Annotated in this window: 19 protein-coding genes and 3 pseudogenes; 8 read left to right on the top strand and 14 right to left on the bottom strand. The window is 65.9% G+C overall.

Translation table 11 applies throughout. The features are described 5' to 3' along the window. Positions 1-8: 8 nt before the first annotated feature. Genes G4G31_RS06385 through mutY form a run of 3 tightly spaced genes read left to right on the top strand, consistent with a single transcriptional unit; the run spans position 9 to position 3,049 of the window. A complete protein-coding gene (locus G4G31_RS06385) occupies positions 9-1,493 on the top strand; it encodes a dynamin family protein (RefSeq protein ID WP_308622138.1) in 1,485 nt (494 codons plus the stop codon). Then, positions 1,409-1,927 (top strand): hypothetical protein, encoded by a 519-nt coding sequence (locus G4G31_RS28115; protein ID WP_308622137.1) that lies wholly within the window; start codon positions 1,409-1,411, stop codon positions 1,925-1,927. Before G4G31_RS06385 ends, G4G31_RS28115 begins: the two co-directional genes overlap by 85 nt. Before the next feature lie 24 nt (positions 1,928-1,951). Then, positions 1,952-3,049 (top strand): A/G-specific adenine glycosylase, encoded by a 1,098-nt coding sequence (gene mutY, locus G4G31_RS06380; RefSeq protein ID WP_182990743.1) that lies wholly within the window; start codon positions 1,952-1,954, stop codon positions 3,047-3,049. A gap of 108 nt (positions 3,050-3,157) precedes the next feature. Here the strand turns inward: mutY and G4G31_RS06375 are convergent, their stop codons facing one another. The 10 genes and pseudogenes from G4G31_RS06375 to G4G31_RS06330 form a co-directional block, all read right to left on the bottom strand. Next, entirely contained in the window at positions 3,158-3,934 is a 777-nt protein-coding gene (locus tag G4G31_RS06375; RefSeq protein WP_182990742.1) for a hypothetical protein, read from the bottom strand. Positions 3,935-3,937: 3 nt separating this feature from the next. Next, positions 3,938-5,128 (bottom strand): deoxyguanosinetriphosphate triphosphohydrolase, encoded by a 1,191-nt coding sequence (locus G4G31_RS06370; protein ID WP_374011298.1) that lies wholly within the window; start codon positions 5,126-5,128, stop codon positions 3,938-3,940. Beyond that, positions 5,088-6,702: pseudogene (gene aroKB, locus G4G31_RS06365) on the bottom strand (bifunctional shikimate kinase/3-dehydroquinate synthase AroKB). The gene G4G31_RS06370 and the pseudogene aroKB overlap by 41 nt, the downstream one beginning before the upstream one ends. Positions 6,703-6,736: 34 nt before the next feature. Beyond that, complete coding sequence (locus G4G31_RS06360) at positions 6,737-8,272, bottom strand: Ig-like domain-containing protein (protein ID WP_182990740.1); 1,536 nt, start codon at positions 8,270-8,272, stop codon at positions 6,737-6,739. Between the two features lie 4 nt (positions 8,273-8,276). Then, positions 8,277-8,858, bottom strand: a complete 582-nt coding sequence (locus G4G31_RS06355; RefSeq protein ID WP_182990739.1) for a hypothetical protein — start codon at positions 8,856-8,858, stop codon at positions 8,277-8,279. Positions 8,859-8,954: 96 nt separating this feature from the next. Then, complete coding sequence (gene pilQ, locus G4G31_RS06350; protein ID WP_182990738.1) at positions 8,955-11,102, bottom strand: type IV pilus secretin PilQ; 2,148 nt, start codon at positions 11,100-11,102, stop codon at positions 8,955-8,957. After that, a complete protein-coding gene (locus tag G4G31_RS06345) occupies positions 11,099-11,638 on the bottom strand; it encodes a pilus assembly protein PilP (protein WP_182990737.1) in 540 nt (179 codons plus the stop codon). The genes pilQ and G4G31_RS06345 overlap by 4 nt, the downstream gene beginning before the upstream one ends. Continuing rightward, positions 11,635-12,195, bottom strand: coding sequence for a type 4a pilus biogenesis protein PilO (locus tag G4G31_RS06340; RefSeq protein ID WP_374011276.1), 561 nt, complete (start codon positions 12,193-12,195; stop codon positions 11,635-11,637). The genes G4G31_RS06345 and G4G31_RS06340 overlap by 4 nt, the downstream gene beginning before the upstream one ends. A gap of 127 nt (positions 12,196-12,322) precedes the next feature. Then, a complete protein-coding gene (locus tag G4G31_RS06335) occupies positions 12,323-12,952 on the bottom strand; it encodes a PilN domain-containing protein (RefSeq protein ID WP_182990736.1) in 630 nt (209 codons plus the stop codon). Then, positions 12,952-14,016: a pilus assembly protein PilM gene (locus G4G31_RS06330; RefSeq protein WP_182990735.1), complete on the bottom strand. Its 1,065-nt coding sequence runs from the start codon at positions 14,014-14,016 to the stop codon at positions 12,952-12,954. The genes G4G31_RS06335 and G4G31_RS06330 overlap by 1 nt, the downstream gene beginning before the upstream one ends. A gap of 414 nt (positions 14,017-14,430) precedes the next feature. Between G4G31_RS06330 and G4G31_RS06325 the strand changes: the two genes are divergently transcribed. Next, a complete protein-coding gene (locus G4G31_RS06325; RefSeq protein ID WP_182990734.1) occupies positions 14,431-16,770 on the top strand; it encodes a penicillin-binding protein 1A in 2,340 nt (779 codons plus the stop codon). Between the two features lie 267 nt (positions 16,771-17,037). On the opposite strand, the gene cyaY is transcribed toward G4G31_RS06325, so the two are convergent. Continuing rightward, entirely contained in the window at positions 17,038-17,367 is a 330-nt protein-coding gene (cyaY, locus tag G4G31_RS06320) for an iron donor protein CyaY (protein ID WP_182990733.1), read from the bottom strand. 27 nt (positions 17,368-17,394) lie between these two features. Between cyaY and G4G31_RS28900 the strand changes: the two are divergent. Together G4G31_RS28900 and lysA are read left to right on the top strand one after the other, a co-directional pair. Continuing rightward, positions 17,395-17,466: pseudogene (locus G4G31_RS28900) on the top strand (hypothetical protein); the annotation flags it as partial. Between the two features lie 138 nt (positions 17,467-17,604). After that, positions 17,605-18,881, top strand: a pseudogene (lysA, locus tag G4G31_RS06310) (diaminopimelate decarboxylase). A 73-nt stretch (positions 18,882-18,954) separates the two neighbouring features. Here the strand turns inward: lysA and G4G31_RS06305 are convergent. Further along, entirely contained in the window at positions 18,955-19,401 is a 447-nt protein-coding gene (locus G4G31_RS06305) for an RcnB family protein (protein ID WP_182990732.1), read from the bottom strand. A 202-nt stretch (positions 19,402-19,603) separates the two neighbouring features. On the opposite strand from G4G31_RS06305, the gene G4G31_RS06300 reads away from it, so the two are divergent. After that, the gene (locus G4G31_RS06300; RefSeq protein WP_182990731.1) at positions 19,604-20,878 is read left to right on the top strand and encodes a DUF4153 domain-containing protein; all 1,275 of its coding nucleotides are present in this window, start codon (positions 19,604-19,606) and stop codon (positions 20,876-20,878) included. After that, positions 20,784-21,413: a hypothetical protein gene (locus tag G4G31_RS06295; RefSeq protein WP_182990730.1), complete on the top strand. Its 630-nt coding sequence runs from the start codon at positions 20,784-20,786 to the stop codon at positions 21,411-21,413. The genes G4G31_RS06300 and G4G31_RS06295 overlap by 95 nt, the downstream gene beginning before the upstream one ends. Before the next feature lie 4 nt (positions 21,414-21,417). On the opposite strand, the gene G4G31_RS06290 is transcribed toward G4G31_RS06295, so the two are convergent. After that, positions 21,418-22,041, bottom strand: coding sequence for a sulfite oxidase heme-binding subunit YedZ (locus G4G31_RS06290; RefSeq protein WP_182990729.1), 624 nt, complete (start codon positions 22,039-22,041; stop codon positions 21,418-21,420). Between the two features lie 2 nt (positions 22,042-22,043). Continuing rightward, positions 22,044-23,024 carry a protein-methionine-sulfoxide reductase catalytic subunit MsrP gene (gene msrP / locus G4G31_RS06285; RefSeq protein WP_182990728.1) on the bottom strand — a complete coding sequence of 327 codons (981 nt, stop codon included), beginning with the start codon at positions 23,022-23,024 and terminating at the stop codon, positions 22,044-22,046. Positions 23,025-23,097: the final 73 nt, after the last annotated feature.

Genomic DNA, 23,097 nt, shown 5'->3' with positions numbered 1-23,097 from the left:
GCGGAGAAATGCAAGACATTCAAGAATACGGCAATTGGCGCGCGGGGATCGTCGCGACGCTGGAAGACTATCGCGCGGCGCTCAAAGCGCATGACCTGGCCGACGCCGGCGTCATGGCGCGCCTGGCGCAGGCGCAATCGCGGGTGCGCGACGACCGGCTGTCGGTCGCTTTCGTCGCGGAGTTCTCGCGCGGTAAATCGGAGCTGATCAATGCGATCTTCTTCGCCGATTATGGCCAGCGCATCCTGCCCTCCTCGGCCGGCCGCACCACGATGTGCCCGACCGAGCTGCTCTACGAAGAGAACCTGCCGCCCTGCATCCGGCTGCTGCCGATCGGCACGCGCGCGACCCAGCTGTCCACTGGCGACTACCGCGACATGCCTGAAGCCTGGACCATGCTGCCGCTCGACCTCGAGTCGCCCGAGCGCATGCAGGAAGCCTTCCGCCAGGTCAGCCTGACGCGCCGCGTCGCGCCCGAGGAAGCCCAGCGCTACGGCCTGTACGACCCGGAAGACCCGGAACTGGCCGATGCGCTGGGGCCGGACGGCCTGGTCGAAATCTCGCAATGGCGCCACGCGATCATCAACATGCCGCACCCGCTCCTCAAGCAGGGCCTGGTGATCCTCGATACGCCGGGCCTGAACGCGATCGGTACCGAGCCGGAACTGACGCTGAACCTGATTCCGAATGCCCACGCGGTGCTGTTCGTGCTGGCCGCCGATACCGGCGTCACGCGCAGCGACATCGACGTCTGGCGCACCCACATCGGTGCCGGTCCGGGCCGCATCGTCGTGCTCAACAAGATCGACTCGATGTGGGACGCCCTGCGCAGCGAAGAAGAAAACCAGGCCGAGATCGCGCGCCAGCAGGCCAGCGTGGCGCAGCAGCTCGGGCTCTCCCCCGGCCAGGTCTACCCGGTATCGGCCCATAAAGGGCTGGTCGGACGCATCCAGGGCGACGCGGCGCTGTTCGAACGCAGCCGCCTGGGCCAGCTGGAAGCGGCGCTGCTGCACGGCCTGATCCCGCAGAAGAAAACCATCCTCGGCAAGCAGCTGCACGAAGACCTGGTGGCGCTGGAAGCGGCGCTGGCCAGCACGCTGGCGTCCCGTTCGCGCAACCTGGTCGAGCAGCTGCAGGAGCTGAAGAGCCTGCGCGGCAAGAACCAGAACGTGCTCACGCACATGATGCGCCGCATCGAAGCCGAGCGGAAGGACTTCGACGCCGGCCTGATGCGCCTGCAGGAAGCGCGCATGAAGTTCGCGGCCCTGTCGACGCGCCTGTACACGACGCTGGCCCCGACAACCTGGCGCGCCAGGCCGACACGGTGCGCCTGGCCACGACCACGGTGCGCTTTGCCACCGGCATGCGCGGACCGGTGCGCGACTTCTTCGCCGCCGCCCGCGAGAGCATGGATTCGGCCATCGAGCAGGTCGCCGAAATCGGCAGCACGATGGATGCGCTGGTGCGCGGCTTCGCGGCCGAGCACGGGCTGACCCTGTCGCCACTGACGCCCCTGTCGCTGGCGCGCTACCGCGAAGCGATCGACACCATCGAGGGCCTGTACACCAAGCAGTTCAGCACCGCGACGCTCCTGATGACCAGCCGCGCCAGCCTGCTCGAGCGCTTCTTCGATTCGATCGTTTCCAGCCTGCGCCGCCTGTTCCGCGCGGCGAACGCCGAGGTCGAGGCCTGGCTGAAGGTGATGATGGTGCCGCTCGAGACCCAGATCCGCCAGCACAAGGAACAGCTGCGCCATCGCCTGGCCTCGATCCAGCGCGTGCACGACGCCACCGACAGCCTGGAGCAGAAGATCTCGGCCTTCGAGACGAGCCAGGACGAGCTGGATGAACAGCGCCGCCACCTGCAGGGTCTCGGCCGCGCGGTCGGCGTGGCGCTCGACGACCCGATGCTCAGGCAGGCGGCGTGACCGGGCTTGCATGAGGCTGGTGCGGTGAAACGCCTGACCGAATTCGACACGCTGGCCGACCCGAGCTTTTCGCAAGCCGTGATCGACTGGCAGCGCGCACACGGCCGCCACGCGCTGCCGTGGCAAAACACGCGCGACGCCTACCGCGTCTGGCTGTCCGAAATCATGCTGCAGCAGACGCAGGTCGCCGCGGTGCTCGGCTATTACGCGCGCTTCCCGGAACGCTTCCCCACCGTGCAGACGCTCGCTGCGGCGCCGGTCGAAGACGTGATGGCCTGCTGGAGCGGCCTCGGTTACTACACACGTGCGCGCAACCTGCATGCCTGCGCGATCCGCGTCGTGCGCGAGCATGGGAGCGTGTTCCCTGCCGATCCGGCCATGCTGGCCGAACTGCCCGGCATCGGCCGCTCGACAGCGGCCGCGATCACCGCGTTTTCGAACGGCACCCGCGCCGCCATCCTCGACGGGAACGTGAAGCGCGTGTTCGCACGCGTGTTCGGCGTCGATGGCTACCCGGGAGAGAAACGCATCGAGGAAGGCTTGTGGCGGCGTGCCGAGGCCTTGCTGCCTGTCGAAGGCATCGAGGCCTACACGCAGGGCCTGATGGACCTGGGGGCAACCCTGTGCACGCGCTCAAGGCCCGACTGCGGACGCTGCCCGCTGCAGGCGCGCTGCGTCGCCCATGCCACCGGCCGTACCGCCGAGCTGCCCGTGCGCAAACCGAAGAAGGCGACGCCGGAAAAACGCGCCGATCTGCTGGTGGTCGTGCATGACGGCCACGTGCTGCTCGAGCAGCGGCCGTCCAGCGGCATCTGGGGCGGCCTGCTGTCGCTGCCGGAAGTCGACGGCCACCTGGGTATCGACACGATGCGCGACGGAGCAGTCCGCAACGCAGCCATCGCCGCTTTCGGCGCGGTCGAGGAGGTCCAGGCCCTGCTGCCGCTGGTGCACGTATTCACCCACTACAAACTGCACATTCATCCGCACAAGGTGACGCTGGCTGCACGGCCGGCAAGCATGCCGGGACAGGTGTGGGTGCCCTTCACGGGCATCGAGGACGCCGCGCTGCCGGCGCCGGTGAAGAAGCTGCTGCTCGACCTGACGCATCCCAGTTTGTTCTAATCCTCTTGTAGGGTGGAGTCCTGACTCCACGCGGATCACCGGTTGAACGGTGTTGGCCCGCGTTTCGACACGCGAACGTGCTATACCGCGTGGGGTCAGGACCCCACCCTACGACGGCAACGGTTCGCTGTCCTCGTCCATCGATGCTTCCAGCGCGTGGCGCCCGGCCTTGATTGCCAGCAGCGCGGTCGCCATGCACAGCAGCGGACCGCCGCCGCCCCAGTACAGTTTGTTCAGCGCGGTCCGGTAGGCGCCCGCCTCCCAGGCGTCGAACACTATCCGTGCGCTAAAGCCACGGACCGTGAAGAACATGCCCAGCGCCAGTCCGAACCAGACCAGGGGTGGGATGCGGTCGAGCGTATAGGCCTTCAGGCGCAGCACCAGCAGCCACAGCGCCAGCAATCCAATGCCCGGGGGCGCGAGCCGGGTCGCCGGTACGAACAGCAGCAACAGCAGCACCGCCAGCATGAGGAGCGCATGCCGGATGGTGTAGCCCTGCCGGCAGGTCCAGATGCCCACGGCAAGCGCCAGGATCGCCAGCAAGGCCTCGCCATGGGCAAGGATGGCCCCGCCCAGCGGCAGGGACAGCGCCAGTAACAGCACAATCACGATCAGCCGCACCAGATGGCGCCGCCCGTCCTGCCACAGCGAGTGCAGCAGCCGCACGACCATGGCGAGGATCGCCAGGCCGGCGCCGCCCAGCACGACGGCCGCGACGGTCCCGCGCAGCGCGCGCGCATTCGCATCGACGAGGTGCACGGCGAAGACGAAGGCCGTGACACCATAGGCGAAGGTCATCGGCAGCACGCACAGGATCAGCTGCACCCAGGCCAGGTAAGCGAGTGCGCGCGCCGCGTGGGCGGCGCGATTGCTACCTGTCGTCACGCGCTACAGATGGTCGAGCGAAAAGATCCGCTTGTGTTCGCGGATGGCATAGCGGTCGGTCATGCCGGCGATGTAGTCGGCGATCTTGCGCGCCTGCTTGAGCGTGTCCCCACCCGCCGCCTGGTAGTCCGGCGGCAGCAGCACCGGGTCCGTCATGAAGGCGTCGAACAGTTCGCGCACGATGCGGCTTGCTTTCACGCGCATGCGGTTGACCTGGAAATGGCGGTACAGATTCGCATACAGGAAGCGTTTCAGGGCTGTGGTCTCGGCGCGCATCTGGTCCGAGAAGCGGATCAAAGGCGCACTGGCGCGCACGTCGTCGATGCTCTGCGGCGCAGCCTCGAGGAGGCGCGCGGCCGAGGTCTCGACCAGGTCGGCCGTCATCGCCGTGATCATCAGGCGGATCGTCTCGTACAGGGCGCGCCGGCCCGGCAGCCCCGGATACTGGGCCTCCACCGCATGGCGGTGGCGCGCGAACAGTTCCACCTCTTCCATCTGCGCCATCGTGAGCAAGCCCGAACGCAGGCCGTCGTCGATGTCGTGGTTGTTGTAGGCGATTTCGTCGGCCAGGTTCGTCAGCTGCGCTTCCAGGCTCGGTTGCGTCTTGTCGAGGAAGCGCTGACCGAGCTCACCGAGGGCACGCGCATTGTTCAGCGAGCAGTGCTTGAGAATGCCCTCGCGCGTCTCGAAGGTGAGATTGAGGCCGTCGAAGGCGCCGTAGTGTTCTTCCAGCTGGTCGACCACGCGCAGGCTTTGCAGGTTGTGCTCGAAGCCGCCGTAATCCTTCATGCATTCGTTGAGCACGTCCTGGCCGACGTGGCCGAAAGGCGTGTGGCCGAGGTCGTGCGCGAGCGCGGTGGCTTCCACCAGGTCTTCGTTCAGGCGCAGGCTGCGCGCCAGCGTGCGGCCGATCTGCGCCACCTCGATCGAGTGCGTCAGGCGCGTGCGAAACAGGTCGCCCTCGTGGTTCAGGAACACCTGCGTCTTGTATTCCAGCCGGCGAAAGGCCGTCGAATGGATGATGCGGTCGCGGTCGCGCTGGAACTCGCTGCGCGAGCCCGGCGCCGGCTCGGCAAAGCGGCGTCCGCGCGACTTCGCCGAATGGGCCGCATACGGGGCCAGGTTGCAGTCGAAATCGATCATGCGTGGCTCCTCATGCTTGTGTGCAGGCGGCCAATGTCGCCCGCAGCGCATCAAGCGGCACGCTCGCGATGCTCGGGCTGCCCGGGGGTTTTCAGGAGGATGAACTTGATGTCGCCACCCTCGTTTTTCTTGTCCACTTCCATCAGCTCGATCCAGCGCTCGGCGCCGAGGCTTGGGGCGACCGTCGGCAATCCCGCGGCCGCCACCAGCGCGCGCACACGCGCCACCGTGGCCTCGTCGACCAGCTTCATCCGGCACGACAGGTCGGCCGCCATCACCATGCCGCAGCCGACCGCTTCGCCATGCAGCCAGGTGCCGTAGCCCAGGCCCGCTTCGATGGCGTGGCCGAAGGTGTGGCCGAAGTTCAGCACCGCGCGCAGGCCGCCTTCGCGTTCGTCCTTGCGCACCACCTCGGCCTTGATCTCGCAGGAGCGCGCGATCGCGTGTGACAGCGCTTGCGGGTCGCGTGCCATCAGGCGCGCGATGTTCGCCTCGATCCAGTCGAAGAACTCGGCGTCGAGGATGGCGCCATGCTTGATCACTTCAGCCAGGCCGGCGGACAGTTCGCGCGCGGGCAGCGTCGCCAGCGTCGCGGTGTCGGCCAGCACGGCGCGCGGCTGGTAGAAGGCGCCGATCATGTTCTTGCCGAGCGGGTGGTTGATGCCGGTCTTGCCGCCGACCGAGGAGTCGACCTGGGCCAGCAGCGTCGTCGGAATCTGGATGAAGGGCACGCCGCGCATGTAGCTGGCGGCGGCAAAGCCGGTCAGGTCGCCGATCACGCCGCCGCCCAGGGCGACCAGCGTCGTCTTGCGGTCGCATTTGTGGGCCAGCAGCGCATCGAACACCTGCATCAGCGAGCCCCAGTGTTTATGCTCCTCGCCGTCGGGCAGCACGATCTCGACCACCTCCTTGCCGGCGGCGCGCAGGGGCGCTGCCACCTGCTCGAGATAGAGCGGCGCCACCGTGGTGTTGGTGACGATGGCCGCCTTGCCGCCGCCGACATGGCGCAGCAGGGCCGCGCCCTCCTGGATGACGCCGGGGCCGATCGCGATCGGGTAGCTGCGCTCGCCCAGGTCGACGTTGAGGTTGATGTGTGCTTGTCCGTTCATCGATGCCGCCCTTGCGCGCCGGGCACGCCCGCCTTCGAGCGCGTCCAGCTGGTCCAATATGGTCTGAACCATGGATTGTACGTTAGGTCGGCCGGTATCGATGACGAGGTCGGCGACCTCGCGGTAGAGCGGCTCGCGCTGGGCCAGCAGCTCCTCGAGTTTTCTCCTCGGGTCGGCCGTCTGCAGCAGCGGGCGGTTCTTGTCGTGGGAAGTGCGTTGCAGGATGCTGCCGATGCCGGCACGCAGGTAGATGACGGTGCCGCGTTCGGCGAGATAGGCACGGCTGGCGGCGTCGAGCACGGCGCCGCCACCGGTGGCCAGCACGATGCCGTGCTGGCCGGTCAGTTCGCGGATCATGTCCGCTTCACGCCGGCGGAAGCTTGCCTCCCCTTCGATTTCGAAGATCCAGGGGATCGTGGCGCCGGTACGCGCCTCGATAGCATGGTCGGAATCGATGAAGCGCTTGCCCAGCCGGCGCGCCAGCAGCCGGCCGATGGTGGTCTTGCCGGACCCCATCAGTCCGACAAGAAACACATTTTCGGATTTCACATTAGTTAGTCGTGTACGGGAACTGGCTAATATTACCCTTTGGCGTCTTGACCTGGAGCGTAAACGAGCCGGCGGCGCAGGCGGCGTCGGCTTTGTTCGGCTTGATGGACAGGAAGTGATAGGTACCGCCGGCCCCATTAGTCGAGGCAACATTGTCCGGCGAAATCAGCGACACGGTGACGTTGCTGCCCGGGATGGCCGACAAGGTCGTCCCGTACGGCATCGGGTTGTTGTTCCTGTCGGCCAGGCGCACGGCGAGCAGTCCATCGCCGCAGGTGCCGGCGGTGCCTGGCAGAGTGATCGCCGATGGATTGTTGCCATCGCTGAGGGTCCAGTCACGGCAGCTGTTGCCCGAGCAGACCTGGCGCGTCGCATCGGCGTAGGAACCGCTGAACACCACTTCCGCCGTACCGTAGATGTAGTTCATGCCCCACTTGCCGTTACCGGTAGCCGAATAGCTCGGATGGCCAAAGGGGAACGGCAGGTCGCCGGCGCTGCCGTCGTAGCTGCGATCGAAGTTGGTGTCGAGGAAGGCGTCGCCCTGGTCGACGAAGGGCTCGCCGCCGGAGAGACAGGTGTCCACCAGCGGACGGTAGGCAACCGGGTTGCTGGCGTCGCCCGCGGTCCAGTTGGTGCAGCTGTACTGGCCGTCGCCGTTGGTGTCGGTGAAAGTCTCCACGCCCTGGACGTAGGCCAGCACGGTGACGCGGCCGTTGGCCGGGCGGAAGTTCTGGCTGCGCAGGTCGACCGAGCAGGCGCCGTCGACCGTGGTGCAGGCGCCGCGCGCCGAGCTGCCGACGGCGCCGCCTTCGGTCACGAAGTTGACGGCGGTGTTGTCGGAGACCGGGTTGCCATACTGGTCGGCCAGCATGACGGTGACCGAGGTCCTTTCGTTGTCGTAGCTGTCGCCTTCGATGTTGTAGCGGGCCACACTCATCGACAGCGATTTCTGGATCGGCAGGCCGGTCGACACGGTCAGCGCGTCCGACAGGCCGGTGATGTTCACGCCGTTGCGGCGGGCGCTGGCGATCACGCGCACCGGCGTCGGAATGGTGCCCGACGAAACGGTGGCGGTGACGTTGCCGGTTGCGTCGGTGGTGGCGCGCAGCGGGGTGACCGTCAGGCCGCCGGTATTCGTGGTGGCGCTGAAGTCGACGTCGACGCCGGCCAGGCCATTGCCCTGCTGGTCGACCACGCGGAAGTTCAGCTGGGCCGATTCCGAGCGGCCTTCGCCGCCCGAGCCCTTGAGCACGATCGAGGTGCCGGCCAGGCTGGAACCCGAGAACTGGATGGCGCCGATGTTGGCGGCACCGACATCGATGCCGATGGTCTGGCTCGAGCTGCCCATCGTGGCGGTAATGGTATCGCGGCCGCGCACGCAGCCGTTGTTGGTGTAGGTCGCCAGCTGCACGCCGTCGCTGATCGCGCCCTGTACCAGGGTGGCGGTGCCGTCGGTCACGCATTGCGAGTTCAGGACCAGGCCCGCCGCGGTATCGGCAGGCTGGCCATTGCTGGTGACGGGAATCTTCAGCGCCACGGCGTTAAAAAGCCGGCAGCGGGCCGGTCGGCGCCGGCGAGAAGGACATCGTGCCCAGCGTCAGCGGCGCCGCGCCGATGGCGATGTTCACGCCGTTGGTACCGGTCTTGCCTTCCACGACCGCGGTGGCGCTGATGCCGACCGCGCCCGCTGTGTTGTAGCTGGCAGGCTTCACGCTGACCGTGGCCACGCCCTTCGAGTCGGTCAGGGCCGAGCCGGTTCCAGGGGTGAAGACCACCATGTTGGACGAAGCCGTGGCGAATTCGACGATGGTATTGGCCGCAGGCTGGCCGCTCGGCGACACGACGGTCGCACGCAGGGTGGCGCTCTGGCCACCGGCCAGGCTGCTGATGGGATTGCCGGAACCGTCGACCATCGTCACCGCGACCTTGGTCTCGCTGACGACAGGCGTGGTGGGGTGGTGCCCGTGCCCGTGCCGGGATTGGTCGGGGGTGACGCCCGACTTCGGCGGCACGGCGCCAGGATCGCCACCGCCGCCGCCGCAGGCGCTCAGCACTGCGGCGGCGATCAGGGTCAGGACCGCCACGCGTGAGGCGGAAGAGATGCGGGTGGATGACTGCAACATGGTTGTTCCTATTCTTTGTCGGCTAAAAAAATGCCGGCACGTCGACAGGACGCGCCGGCATGGTCTGGTCTGGAGGAGCCTCGCTGGCGTGACCGCTCAGCGGCTCGTCGTCGCGCGGTCGGCAGCGATCTTCGGCGTGATGAAGATGAGCAGCTCGGTCTTCGTGTTTTCGCGCGCCTGGGTCTTGAAGAGGTAGCCCACCACCGGGATGTCGCCCAGCAGCGGCACCTTCGATTCGCTGTTGCGCTCGGCCTGCTGGTAGATACCGCCGAGCACCACGGTGCCGCCGTTTTCGACCATCACCTTCGTCTTCACGTGCTGGGTGTTGATCGCCGGGCCGGCGCGCGTTTCTTCACCCTTCGAGTCCTTGTTGACGTCCACTTCCAGCACGACGTTGCCGTCCGGGGTGATCTGCGGCGTCACTTCCAGGCGCAGGTTGGCTTTCTTGAACTGGATCGAGGTCGCGCCGCTCGAGGAGGCCACCTGGTACGGCAGTTCGATACCCTGCTCGATCACGGCCACCATCTTGTCTTCGGTGATCACGCGCGGGCTGGAGATGATCTTGCCCTTGCCGTCGGCTTCCAGCGCCGACAGTTCCAGGTTCAGGAAGCGGTTGTCGGCCGAGGAGAACAGCGAGAACGCGATGCTCGTCGGCGACAGGCCGTTGATCGCCGCGGCGGGCAGGTTCACCATCGTGGTATTGGTGTAGGCGTCGCCCTTGTCCGGGGTCTGCAGCGTGTCCTGGCCAATGCCGACCAGGTTGCCGCCGATCGCGACGCGGTTGTTGCCGCCGATGCCGAAGCCCTGGTCGCCGCCGCGCAGGGCGCGCATGTCGTTGAAGCCGATCTTGGCGCCCAGGTTACGCGAGAAGCCGTCGTTCGCTTCGACCAGGCGCGCTTCGATCAGCACCTGCCTGGAGGCGACGTCGGTCTTCTGGATCAGCAGGCGGATGTCCTCGATCTTCGAGACGATGTCGGTCACGAACAGCTGGTTGGTGCGCGGATCGATGATGGCGCTGCCGCGCTTGGACAGCACGCGGTTGCGGTCACTGCCGGTGGCGCCGCCATTCGCATCCAGGCCGAACACGGTACGGAAGGCTTCCGCCTTCTGGTAGTTCAGCTGGAAGATTTCGGTTTTCAGCGGCTCGAGGTCGGAGATCTGCGCGCGCTGCTCCAGTTCCAGCTTTTCCTTGGTCAGCAGTTCGTCCTTCGGCGCGATCCACAGCACGGTGCCGTTCTTGCGCATGTCCAGGCCCTTCGACTGCAGGATGACGTCGAGCGCCTGGTCCCAGGGCACGTCCTTCAGGCGCAGGGTCAGGTTGCCGGCGACGGAATCGCTGGCGATGATGTTCAGGCCCGAGATGTCGGCCACCGCCTGCAGCGCGGCGCGCACTTCAATGTTCTGGAAGTCGAAGCTGATCTTCTCGCCGCGGTAGCCCTGCGGGCCCGTGGACAGCTTGTTCGGGTCTTCCTTGACCGGACGCACGGCCACCACCAGCTGGGTATCGCTCTGGTAGACCGACTGTTCCCACAGGCCTTGCGCTTCGATGATCATGCGCGTGTTGGCGCCCTGGCTGCTGGTCGTCACGCGGGTCACCGGCGTGCCGAAGTCGGTCACGTCGAGGCGGCGGCGCAGCGTTTCCGGCAGGCCGGTATTCATGAAGTCGACCTGGACCCGGTTGCCGAGCTGGCGCACGTCGACCGCGACCTGGTTGTGCGGCAGGTCGACGACGACACGGCCTTCGCCCTGGCCGCCGCGGCGGAAGTCGAGGTTGCGCAGGTTGGATGACGGCAGTCCGACCGCGGCGCGGTTGCTTGCGACGGCCTGCGCCGGCACGGCCGGTCCACCGCTGGCGCCCTCGACCGTCACGACGACCGACTTGCCCTCGATGGCGGTCTTGTAGCCCGTCGGACGCTTCAGGTTCATCACCAGGCGCGTGCGTTCACCGGCCTGCACCACGTTCACGCCGCGCACTTCGCCGAGGTTGATCTCCTTCGAGCTGGAGCCGGTGGCATTGCTGGTGGCGCCGAAATCGAGCGCGATGCGCGCCGGGTTGGTGATCGCAAAGCCGAGCGGCAGCTTCGCTGGTGGATTCTTCATGGCGATGTTGACCACCACGTTGCTACCCTGCTGGTTGGCCGTGATCGCCTCGATCGCGTTTTCCTGCGCACGCGCACCGGCGCCCAGCGCCAGCAGCAGCGGCAGCAGCACAAGGCGCGCGCCTTTGATTCCAAATACGGTCATTTACCCGACTCCTTACTTTCCTGCAGCTCCAGCTTCGATATCCGTTCGACCCAATCGCCGGCGGCGTCCTGTACCATTTCCCTGATCTCGACCGCCACCGGCGTCACGCGGGTGACCTGGCCGAAGTTCTGGCCCAGGCGCTGGCCGGCGCGTACGCGATACACGCTGCGCTCGATCTGCACCAGGGCAAATGAAACCCCGCCCTTCTCCATCATGCCGACCATGCGCATGGTGTCGAGCGGGTAGTTCTCCAGCACTTCGCGCGGCCGGTTCAGGTCCGGCTGCAGCGGATCGTGCTTTTCCTGGCCGACTCCGCCCGGCCCGGCCAGCTTGGCGGGATTGAAGGGGTCGACCGTCCCGGCCTGGTTGTAGGCGTAGGGAACAAATTCCTTCGACGCCGGCAGCGGCTTGACGGCCGGCTTGGTCTGCGCCTTGGTTTCTTCCATCCAGCTGCGCACTTCGCGCACGTCGCTGTCGCCGCACCCGGCCAGCAGCAGGCCGGACAGCGCCAGCAGCGCTCCGTTCATCTTCTTCATGAGGCGCTCCCCGCGTCTTTCGTGCCCTTCTTGTCCTTCTTGTCCTTCTTCGCCTTCAGGCGCGCGGCCTTCTGCGAAGCCAGTTCCTCGGCGTCGAGGTAGCGGAAGGTCTTGGCGGTCGCTTCCAGGGTCAGGATGTCCTTCTCGGTCTTCACCTTCATGTTGTTGAGGGTGACGATGCGCGGCAGGTGGGCCATGTCGGCGGCGAAGGCACCGAGGTCGTGGTAGCTGCCGGTGAGCTTGATCGCGATCGGCAGCTCGGCGTAGTAATCGCGCACGACGACCTGGTCGGGGCGGAACAGTTCGAACTGCAGGCCGCGGCCGACGCCGGCCTGGTTGATGTCCGACAGCAGCGCGGCCATCTCGGCCTTGCTCGGCAACTGCTTCTCGAGGCGCTCGACCGACTGGTCGACCTGCAGCTTCTGGGCTTGCAGGGCTTCGAGGTTGACGGCCTGGGTGATCTTGCTGCGGTATTCCTCGCGCAGGGTCGCTTCCTGGGTGGCCAGCCTTTCCTGGTCCTCGAACTGGCCGCTCCAGTACGCGAAGTAGCCAACCACGACCGCCCCTGCCAGCACGCCGGCGGCGCACAGCAGGCGCGGCGCCAGCGGCCACTGGCCGGGCTGGCGCCCCTGCAGGCCCGGAATTGCGCCGACAGGTCGGCAAAAGCCTGGTTCAGGTCGATGTTCATGGTTTGCTTCCTTCCGTGGCGGCGCCGGATTTCTTGCTACCCGGCGGGCTTTCCGCGTCCTCGGCCTCGCGGGCGCGCTTGACGGCCACCGCCAGCTTGAACTCGACGGCCTTGCGGGCGATCTTGTTCTGGGTCAGCGTGGCCGCCTTCACCTCGTTCAGTTCGGGACGCTCGAGCCAGGGCGAATTGCCCGACAGGTTGCGCAGCAGTTCGGCCACGCGTTCCTGCGACTGGGCATAGCCGGTGATCGCCACGCGCTGGCCATCCTGGGTGAATTCCTTCAGGTACACGCCTTCCGGCGTCTGGCGCACCAGTTCGTCGAACAGGTAGACCGGCTGGTTGCGGTCGCCCTGCAGGTCCTCGACCGCCTGCTGGCGGGCCTTGAGGGCCTCGATCTCTTCCTTCAGGTTGGCGATGTCCTTGATCTTCTTGTCGAGGGCAGCGTTTTCCTGGCGCAGCACGGCATTGCGCTGTTCCTGGATGGCGATGCGGCCGGCATTCCAGCCGCCGACCAGCAGGACCACCGCGGCGCCGAGCAGGCCGCCGAGTACCAGCATGGCGACGAAGGCCGCCTGCTTCTGTTTGCGTTTCGCTTCCCGGTGCGGGAGCAGGTTAATCCGGATCATCAGCCAAACCTCCGCAGGGCCAGCCCGCAGGCGACCAGATAGGCAGGCCCCTCGCTGCGCAGCTGTTGCTCGCGCAGTCCGGGTGCCAGCAGCATGCCTTCGAACGGCGTCACGATGGCAGTCGGGATGCGCGTGCGTCCGCTGATCAGTTCGACGAGGCCGGGCAACTGGGCGCTGCCGCCGGCGAGCCAGATCTGGTCGATGCGCGTGTAGGGAGTCGACGTGAAGAAGAACTGGATCGCGCGCGTCACTTCCAGCGCGGCCGTCTCCAGGAAAGGCGTGAGCAGGTCGGCATGGAAGTTTTCCGGCAGGTCGCCCGACTTCTTGCGCGCCTCGGCGTCCTCGTAGCTCATGCCGTACGAACGGACGATGTCCTGGGTCAGCGTATTGCCGCCGAAAGGCTGCTCTTTTTCGTAGACGGTGTCGCCATCCTGCAGCATCGACACATGGGTCATGGTCGCGCCGATCTGGAACAGGGCGACGATCTTTTCCTTGCCGCCCGGCGTCGCGCGCTCGAGGGCGGCACGCGCGGCGTAGGATTCGATGTCCATCACGGTGGCCGTCAGGCCGGCGGCCTCGGCGATCGCGACGCGGTCCTCGACCTTTTCGCGGCGCGCGGCGGCCAGCATCACTTCCATGTCCTCGGGCGAATTCGGGGCCGGTCCGACGACGTCGAAGTCCAGGCTCACCTCGTCCAGGGCGAATGGAATGTACTGGCTGGCTTCGGACTCGACCTGGATCTCCAGCTGGTCTTCGGCCATGCCGGCGGGCAGGATGATTTTCTTGGTAATGACGGCAGCGGGCGGCATGCCCAGCGCGACGTTACGGGCACGGGTGCCGCTTTTCTTCCAGATGCGGCGCACGGCCTCGGCCACCTGGTCGAAATTTTCGATGTTGCCGTCGACGACAGCGCCGCGCGGCAGCGCCTCGAACGCATGGCGCTCGACGCGCAGCACACCCTTGCCGGCGTCCGCCAGCTCGACCAGGCGCAGGCCCGACGTGCTGATGTCGAGGCCCGCCAGCGGCGGACTCGACTTCCCGAACAAGGAAGCTAGATTGATCACGAGCGTACTCCTCAGCTGCTGTCTGCCCCTGGCAGACTTATTTTTTTCAACGCCCGCGTGGGGGAATGTCTTTTAAAAAGCGCTTACTTAGTGCACATATATGAGGCACCGCTTTAAATGCTATCGACAATAATGCGCCGCGACAAGATATTTCTATCTTGGAACATTACAATCCGGCGCCCATACGACATTCTGATATGCGCTTGTACATACCCGTTGTCATCCGCACCACAAAATGCGCACGGATGAGTCCGCGCCGCGGCGGAAGAGCGCCTGACAAAACTGTCAGCGCAAGGCGCAGCGACGAAGACAGTACGACTGTACGGCAAGGAGCTGCAACGCAGCGATGACGGTTTTGTCAGGCGCTCCAAGGCGTGCCTTATAATGAGGCGGCTCAACACTGTGAACCCCAGCATGAAATCTTCCCAATCATCGAATTCTCCGGCCCCGAACAAATACAGCCCGAAACGGCTCATCCTGATGGCGCTGGCCGCGCTGGCCGGCCTGGCCCTGGTCGGCGTGCTGCTGGTCGTGTTCGCACTGGCGATGGCCTACCCGAACCTGCCGGCGCTCGACACCATCACCGACTACCGCCCCAAGATGCCGCTGCGGATCTTCACGGCCGATAACGTCCTCATCGGCGAGTTCGGCGAGGAACGCAGGACCCTGGTGCGCTTCAAGGACATCCCCGACGTCATGAAGAAAGCGGTGCTGTCGATCGAGGACGACCGCTTCTACCAGCACGGCGGCGTCGATTACTGGGGCGTGCTGCGCGCGGCCCTGCACAACGCCACTGGCGGCTCGCGCCAGGGCGCTTCCACCATCACCCAGCAGGTGGCGCGCAACTTCTTCCTCTCGTCCGAACAGACCCTGAAACGCAAGGCGTATGAGGCGCTGCTGGCCTGGAAGATCGAGAAGAACCTGAGCAAGGACCAGATCCTCGAGGTCTACATGAACCAGATCTACCTGGGCCAGCGCGCCTTCGGCTTCCAGTCGGCCGCCCAGATCTATTTCGGCAAGGATTTACGAGACATCACGGTGGCCGAAGCGGCCATGCTGGCCGGCCTGCCGAAAGCGCCGTCGGCCTACAACCCGGTGGTCAACCCGACGCGCGCCCGCACCCGCCAGCAGTACATCCTGCAGCGCATGCATTCGCTCGGCTACATCACCGACGCGCAGTTCGAGACCGCGAAGAACGAGGAACTGAAGATCAAGTCCGACAGCACCGCCTTTGGCGTGCACGCGGAATACGTGGCCGAGATGGCGCGCCAGCTGGTGTATGAACAGTTCAAGGAAGACACCTACACGCGCGGCCTGAACGTGTTCACCACGATCACCAAGGCGGACCAGGACGCGGCCTACCTCGCGGTGCGCCGCGGCGTGATGGACTACGAGCGGCGCCACCCCTACCGCGGCCCGGAGTCGTATATCGACATCCCGAAGGACAAGACCGAAGCCGACGAGGCCATCGAAGCGGAACTGGCCGAAAAGCCCGACAGCGACGACATCGTGGCCGCCGTCGTGCTGTCGGCCTCGCCGACCGCCGTGACGGCGGTGCTGGCCTCGGGCGAAGAGATCAAGATCAGCGGCCCGGGCCTGTCGTTCGCATCAAACTGGTTGTCGAGCAAGGCGGCGCCGAACCGCCGCATCCGCCGCGGCGCCCTGATCCGCGTCACCCAGGAAGGCGGCGCCGCCTGGAAGATCACGCAGATGCCGGAAGTGGAATCGGCCTTCGTGTCGGCCAATACCGAGGATGGCGCGATCCGCGCGCTGGTCGGCGGCTTCGACTACAACCGGAATAAATTCAACCACGTGACCCAGGCCTGGCGCCAGCCGGGTTCCTCGTTCAAGCCCTTCATTTATTCCGCTTCGCTCGAGCGCGGCCTGTCGCCCTCGACCCTGGTCAACGACGCGCCGATCTCCTTCGACGCCGGCCAGACCGGGGGCCAGGCCTGGGAACCGAAGAACTACGACGCGAAATACGAAGGCCCGATGACGATGCGCCGCGGCCTGACCAAATCCAAAAACATGGTCTCGATCCGCATCCTGAACCGCATCGGCGCGCGCTACGGCCAGGAATACGCGACGCGCTTCGGCTTCGACGCTGAGAAGAACCCGCCCTACCTCACCCTGGCCCTGGGCGCGGGCGCGACCACGCCGCTGCAGATGGCGGGGGCCTACGCCGTATTCGCCAACGGCGGCTACCGCATCAGCCCCTACCTGATCTCGAAGGTGACGGACAGCTCGGGCAAGGTGCTGTCGGAAGCGCGGCCCGAACGCGCCGGCGTCGACGCCAACCGCGTCATCGATGCACGCAACGCCTGGCTGATGGACAGCATGCTCAAGGACGTGGCGCGCTACGGCACCGCGGCCAAGGCCTCGCAGGTGCTCAAGCGTCCTGACATCGCCGGCAAGACCGGCACCACCAACGACTCGATCGACGCCTGGTTCGCCGGCTACCAGCCGAAGGTGGTGGGCATTGCCTGGATGGGCTACGACCAGCCCAAGAACCTGGGCAACAAGGAAACCGGCGGCGGCCTGGCACTGCCGATCTGGATCGGCTACATGCAGACCGTGCTCAAGGGCATGCCGGTCGAGGAACGCCCGGCGCCGCCGGGGCTGATCCTGGCCAATGGCGAGTACTACTACACCGAGAACCCGCCAGGCACCGGGGTGACCTCGCTCGACGTCGGCACGACGCCGCCGCCGGCGCAGCAGAAGGCGCAGGACGCGGTGAGGAATGAGTTGTTCTAAAGGGTGGGGTGAAAGGATATTTCACTGGCGGCACCTAGTTGAAATATCCTTTCATGGTTGACGCCACCGTAGGGTGGGCTCTTGAGCCCACGCGGGATGGCGTTCGCAAGTGGCACGAAATATTTTCGGAAGGTACCGCTGCGCCCAGGAAGCGCGCTTCGTCCAAGGTCTCGACATGCCGGGTACCGCGTGGGCACGGAGTGCCCACCCTACGTTTCTACCCTACCGCACGCGCACCGTACCCGGTTCGTCTCCGGGCAGCGGTGTTTACCCCAGCTTCACCGGCGCCCCGCCCTGCTGCGTGGCCACTTCCGACAGCGCCGTAAAAAACTCGGTGTTGTCGCGCGTGTTGCGCCACTCGTCGCCGACGCGCTTGTAGTGGTAGCCGCCGGCGCGGGCCGCCATCCACATTTCCTGCAGCGGCGCCTGGCTGTTGACGATGATCTTGGTTCCGTTGTCGATGAACTCGATCTCCAGCACGTTGCCGTTGCGCTTGCACTCGACGTCGACGACGTCCTGGTCGTTCAGGTTGTCGAAACAGGTTTCGATACGGTCCAGCGTCTCTTTGGCCAGCGCCAAAAATTCGGAATCGGTCATGCTACACTCCAAGGTCTTAATCAAACCGTGATTCTAATCGTGAAGTCACCCATCGCGCTTTCCTTCGCCTCCGCGCTCGCCCTCGTTCTCGCAGGCTGCGGCCAGACCGGCCCGCTGTACATGCCGAAGCCGCCTGCCCGCGCCGGTGCGCCGACGCCGCCTGCGGCGCAGACCCCGGCACCGGCGCCCGCCAAGCCTGTCACGCCGAACCGTCCCCGCCTCGACCCAATAAGATCCATGTCGCATTTCTCGTACCAAGACGGCGTCCTGCACGCCGAACGCACTCCCTTGTCCGCCATTGCCGATGCGTTCGGCACGCCGACCTATGTCTACGCGAAGTCGGCGCTGCTGCGGAACTTCGCGGCCTACGCCGATGCCTGCGCCGGCCGCGACGCCCGGTCTGCTATGCGATGAAGGCGAATTCGAACCTGGCGATCCTCGACCTGCTGGCGCGCGCAGGCGCCGGCTTCGACATCGTCTCGGGCGGCGAACTGCAGCGCGTGCTGGCCGTCGGCGGCGACCCGCAGAAAGTGATCTTCTCTGGCGTCGGCAAGACGGTGCCCGAAATGCAGCTGGCCCTCGAACACGACATCCTGTGCTTCAACGTCGAATCGATTCCCGAACTGCACCGCCTCGACGAAGTGGCCGGCAGCATGGGCAAGCGCGCGCGCGTGTCGCTGCGCGTGAACCCGAACGTCGATGCCAAGACCCACCCCTACATCGCCACCGGCCTGAAGGCGAACAAGTTCGGCGTGGCCTTCGACGATGCGCTGGCCACCTACCGCACAGCCGCCAGCCTGCCCCACCTCGACGTGGTCGGCATCGACTGCCACATCGGCTCGCAGCTGCTCGACGATGCGCCCCTGCTCGAAGCGCTGGACAAGCTGATCGAGCTGATCGATACGCTCGATGGCGAAGGCATCCACTTGCACCACCTCGACATCGGCGGCGGCATCGGCGTCGACTACGGCGCGGCTGGCGACAAGCCGCCGGTGCCGGTGGGCGACTATCTCGCGCGCCTGTTCGCCCGCATCGACGCCTGGCGCGCCGAACGCCATGCAGGCCGCCCGATCAAGGTCATCTTCGAGCCGGGCCGTTCGATCGTCGCCAACACCGGCGTGCTGCTGACCCGCGTCGAATTCATCAAGCCGGGCGTGGAAAAGAACTTCTGCATCATCGACGCCGCCATGAACGACATGATGCGCCCGACCCTGTATGGCGCCTGGATGGACATGAAGCCGGTCACCGCACGCGCGGGCGAAACGGCCGTCTATGACATCGTCGGCCCCGTGTGCGAGTCGGGCGACTGGCTGGCGCGCGAGCGCGAACTGGCGGTGCAGCCGGGCGACCTGCTGGCGATGATGAGCGCCGGTGCCTATGGCATGACGATGGCATCGAACTACAACACGCGCGGCCGTCCGGCCGAGATCATGGTCGATGGCGACCAGGTCCACGTGATTCGCCAGCGTGAAAATCCGGCGGAGCTGTTCGCACGCGAGACGACGCTGAAATAGGACGCCTCCCGTCTGGACGAAAAAAAGCCGCGCCCTTCTTCAGGGACGCGGCTTTTTTGTTCTTCGAACCCGCTTAATTGTTCAGCAGGACCTGGGCAATGATCCCGGTGGCGATCGCGGCCAGCACGTAGTCGTTACCGGCGCGGACCCAATGGTGGCCATAAGGCGGCGCGCTGAGGCGGCGGGCGCGCCAGTCGCTGACGACGTAGCGGTCGCTGCGGTATTCCTGGCTCAGGCGCTCGCCGCGGCGGAAGTCATGGCGGGAACCGCCACGGTAGTCGTCGCGATCATAGCGGCGCGCGTCGTTGTCGCGGCGGCCGTCATGGCGGTCATAACGGTCATCGTGACGGTTATAGCTGTTGTCATGGCGGTCGTAGCGGTTGTCATGCCTTTGCTCGGTCCGGCCGTTGCGGTCGTGGTCGTAACGATCATTGCCATAGTCACCGCGCTGGGCAAACGCGCTGCCGCTGGCAGCCATGCTCAAGGCGATCAGTGCGGATGCGATCAGTTTGGTTTTCATTTGTCGTTCCTTTCGATGTACGCTGGACTGCGTCAGTGAAGCCATTACACCGCGAATCGGACCGGGCAGGTGAACCAAACCGGTAAGGAAAGTGACCAAACGTTTCAGAGGGTAAATACAACTCGACCATACTGAAAAGACCGGTCGACAACGCTTGGTAGAATGATAAGATGCTCCAGTTCAACAACCCGGAGCATCGTTCATGCAGCCAGCGGCTTCTTCAGGCACCCTGCCGACAACGGAATCCCCCATTCCGCGACGCATTGCCTTCCTGCGCCTGGGCATCGGCCTGCTCCAGGGTATCGCGCTCTACCTGCTCTACCTGGTAGGCGCCTACGATGTCTGGCCGGCCATCGAACCCCTGCTGTACGCGCCGATGCTGCTGGTGGCCCTGTTTTGTCCGCTGCTGCTGGTGAGCGGCCTCGGCCAGTTGACGCGGCGCCAGGCGCTGCTGTGGGTCGCGGGCGCCGCCGTCGCGGTCGCCGGCCTGGCGCTGTACGATATCTGGCGCAGGGGCAGCCAGCTGGATTTCGAACGCAATCCGCACGTGGCCATGCCCTCGCCGGCACTCTGGGGGATGCTGGTTGTCGGCCTGTTCATCGCGCATGCGCTGGTGCTGTCCGGCGCGCGCGACCGCCGCCGCATCGCCAGCTACGCCACCTATTTCGACATCGCCTGGAAGCTGGGCGTGCAACTGGCCTTCAGCGGCCTTTTCGTCGGCATCACCTGGCTGGCACTACAGCTCGGCGCCGAGCTCTTCAAGCTGGTGAAGCTCACCTTCTTCGCGGAACTGATCCGGGAACCCTGGTTCTCGATTCCGGTAACGTCCTTCGCCTATGCCTGCGCCCTCCACCTGACCGACGTGCGCCCTGCCATCGTGCAGGGCATCCGCGGCCTGCTGTTGATGCTGGCCTCGTGGATCCTGCCGGTGCTGACGGTATTCGTCGGCGCCTTCCTGCTCAGCCTGCCGTTCACGGGACTGGCGCCGCTGTGGGCGACGCGCCAGGCCGCCACCGTGCTGCTGCTCGCCGCGGCCGCCCTCGTCGTCCTGATCAATGCGGCCTGGCAGAACGGCAGCGCCCCGGTCGCGCGTCCCGTACGCCTCAGCGCACGCGTGGCGGCCCTGCTGCTGGCGCCGGTGGTGGCCATTGCGGTCTACGCGCTGGCGCTGCGCGTGGGCGACTACGGCTGGACGCACGACCGCATCGTCGCCGCCGCCTGCACGCTGGTGGCGCTCTGCTACGCGCTCGGCTATGGCGCGGCGGCCCCTGCGCCGCGGCTGGTTGAATGGGCTGGCGCCAGTCAACGTCGCCACTGCCTTCGTCGTGCTCGGCGTGATGCTGGCGCTGTTTTCGCCGCTGCTCGACCCGGCGCGGCTGTCGGTGAACGACCAGATGGCGCGGCTGCAAGCGGGACGGATCACGCTCGAGAAATTCGACTTTGCCTACCTGCGCTTCGACGGCAAGCGTTTTGGTAACGCGGCTTTGGACCAGCTCGAAGCGCGGGCCGGCAACTACCCGGGAAGCAGGGTGCGCGAGCGGATCGCGGCCGTGCGCAAGATGCAGCACGCTTGGGACAAAAAAGAGCTGGCGCCGGTGGGCGATGTGATCGCCGCGAACCTGCATCCCCGTCCGCAGGGCATGCGCCTGCCGGACAGTTTCCTGCATACCGACTGGACGACGCTGCCGGGCTATCCGTTTCCGCCGAACTGCCTGAGCAAGGCAGGCGAGCCTTGCGAGGTCTACCAGCTCGACGTGAGCGGCGACGGCAAGGCGGAAATCCTGGTGGTCGGCAGCGCCGAGAAGCGCACGCTGGTGTTCGGCGAACAGGAAGCGGGCAAGTGGCGCGTCATCGGCAGCACGGGCAACGAGCGCGAATGTATTCCCGATGCGCAGGCCGCCGGGGAGTTGCCGCGCGCCGTGCCGCCGCGCCTGTCGGACATCGCCTTTGCCGGCAAGCGCCTGCGGCTGATCCCTGTCGTGGACAGCGACACCACCTGCAACGTCGATTAGAAGCTCAGGCGCGCGCCCCCGTGCGCGCCTTGCCGCGGCTCCACAACACGCGCAGTCCCAGCAGCAGCGCGACGATCCCCGCGAACAGCATCGGCTGCGCCAGGTTGTTCTTGGCCGCCTTCATCCACCAGTAATGCAGCACCGCCAGCGGCGCGACCAGGTAGATCAGGCGGTGCAGCCATTGCCAGCGCTTGCCGCCCAGCCGGCGGATCATGCCGTTCGTGCTCGTGGCCGCCAGCGGAATCAGCAGCACGAAGGCGGTGAAACCGACCAGGATGAAGGGCCGCTTGCCGACGTCGCGCAGCATGGCGCCCACGTCGAAGAAATGATCGAACCAGAAAAAAGCAATGAAATGCAGCAGCGCGTAGAAAAACGCGAACAGGCCGAGCATGCGCCGCAGTTTAATTAACCAGTTCCAGCCGGTCAGGCGCCGCAACGGCGTCACCGCCAGCGTGATGGTCAACAGGTACAGGGCCCAGTCGCCCGTCTCGTGGGTGATGAATTCGAGCGGATCGACCGGCACCTGCCGGAACACGAGCCAGGCGATGCGAATGAAGGGCAGCAGCGCCGCGACGAAGAGGAGCGTCTTGATGAGCGAGAGCTGCTTCGGGGCTGGAGCGAACGCCACGGTTAGAAGAACTTTTTCAGGTCCATGCCGGCGTACAGCGAGGCGACCTCGGGATAGCCGTTGAACATCAGGGTGTCGCGTTTCTTCTTGAAGAAGCCGTCTTCGCCGATGCGGCGCTCGGTGGCCTGCGACCAGCGCGGGTGGTCCACCTTCGGGTTCACGTTCGAGTAGAAACCGTATTCGGAGGGCGCCGACACGTTCCAGGCCGTCTTCGGCTGCTCGCGTGTAAAACGGATGCGTACGATCGACTTGGCGGACTTGAAGCCGTATTTCCAGGGCAGGACCACGCGCACCGGCGCACCGTTCTGGTTCGGCAGCACCTGGCCGTACATGCCGACGGTGAGCAGCGCCAGCGGATGCATGGCTTCGTCCAGGCGCAGGCCTTCCACATACGGCCAGTCGAGCACGCCGGAGCGCAGGCCCGGCATCTGGCGGCTGTCGGCCAGGGTCGTGAATTCGACGAATTTGGCGTTGCCGTTCGGTTCCACGTGGCGGATCAAATTCGACAGCGAATAGCCGACCCAGGGAATCACCATCGACCAGCCCTCTACGCAGCGCAGCCGGTAGACGCGCTCTTCCAGCGGCGCGAGCTTGGTCAGGCTATCGATGTCGAGGCGCAGCGGCTTTTTCACTTCGCCTTCGATGGCCACCGTCCAGGGCCGCGTTTTCAGGGTGTGGGCGTTCTCGGCCGGGTCGCTCTTGTCGAGGCCGAACTCATAGAAATTGTTGTAGCCCGTCGCATCCTTGAAGGCGGTGCGCGGCTCGGTGGTCGACATGCTTGGGTTGGCGCGGGCGGCGAGCTTCTGGCCAGGCGCCGTCTGGGCGAAGGCTTCGCGGTTGGCCATTTCCCAGAGCGCGCTGCCGACGGCGGCGCCGGCCGCCATTTTCGCGATGAAGCGGCGCCGCTCTTCGTACACGGCGCGCGGCGTGATCTCGGAAGACGACGGCGGATTGAGGCCGTCGCGGGAGGATTTGATGAGCATCGCTAACTCCAGGCAATTGAATCCTGACTGTACACGATTTCGTCAAATCGCTTTGCCACGATGGATGTTCGTA

The sequence above is a fragment of the Massilia sp. Se16.2.3 genome, from assembly GCF_014171595.1.
Classification (GTDB): domain Bacteria; phylum Pseudomonadota; class Gammaproteobacteria; order Burkholderiales; family Burkholderiaceae_D; genus Telluria.
This window is presented reverse-complemented; position numbering and strand designations above follow the sequence as displayed.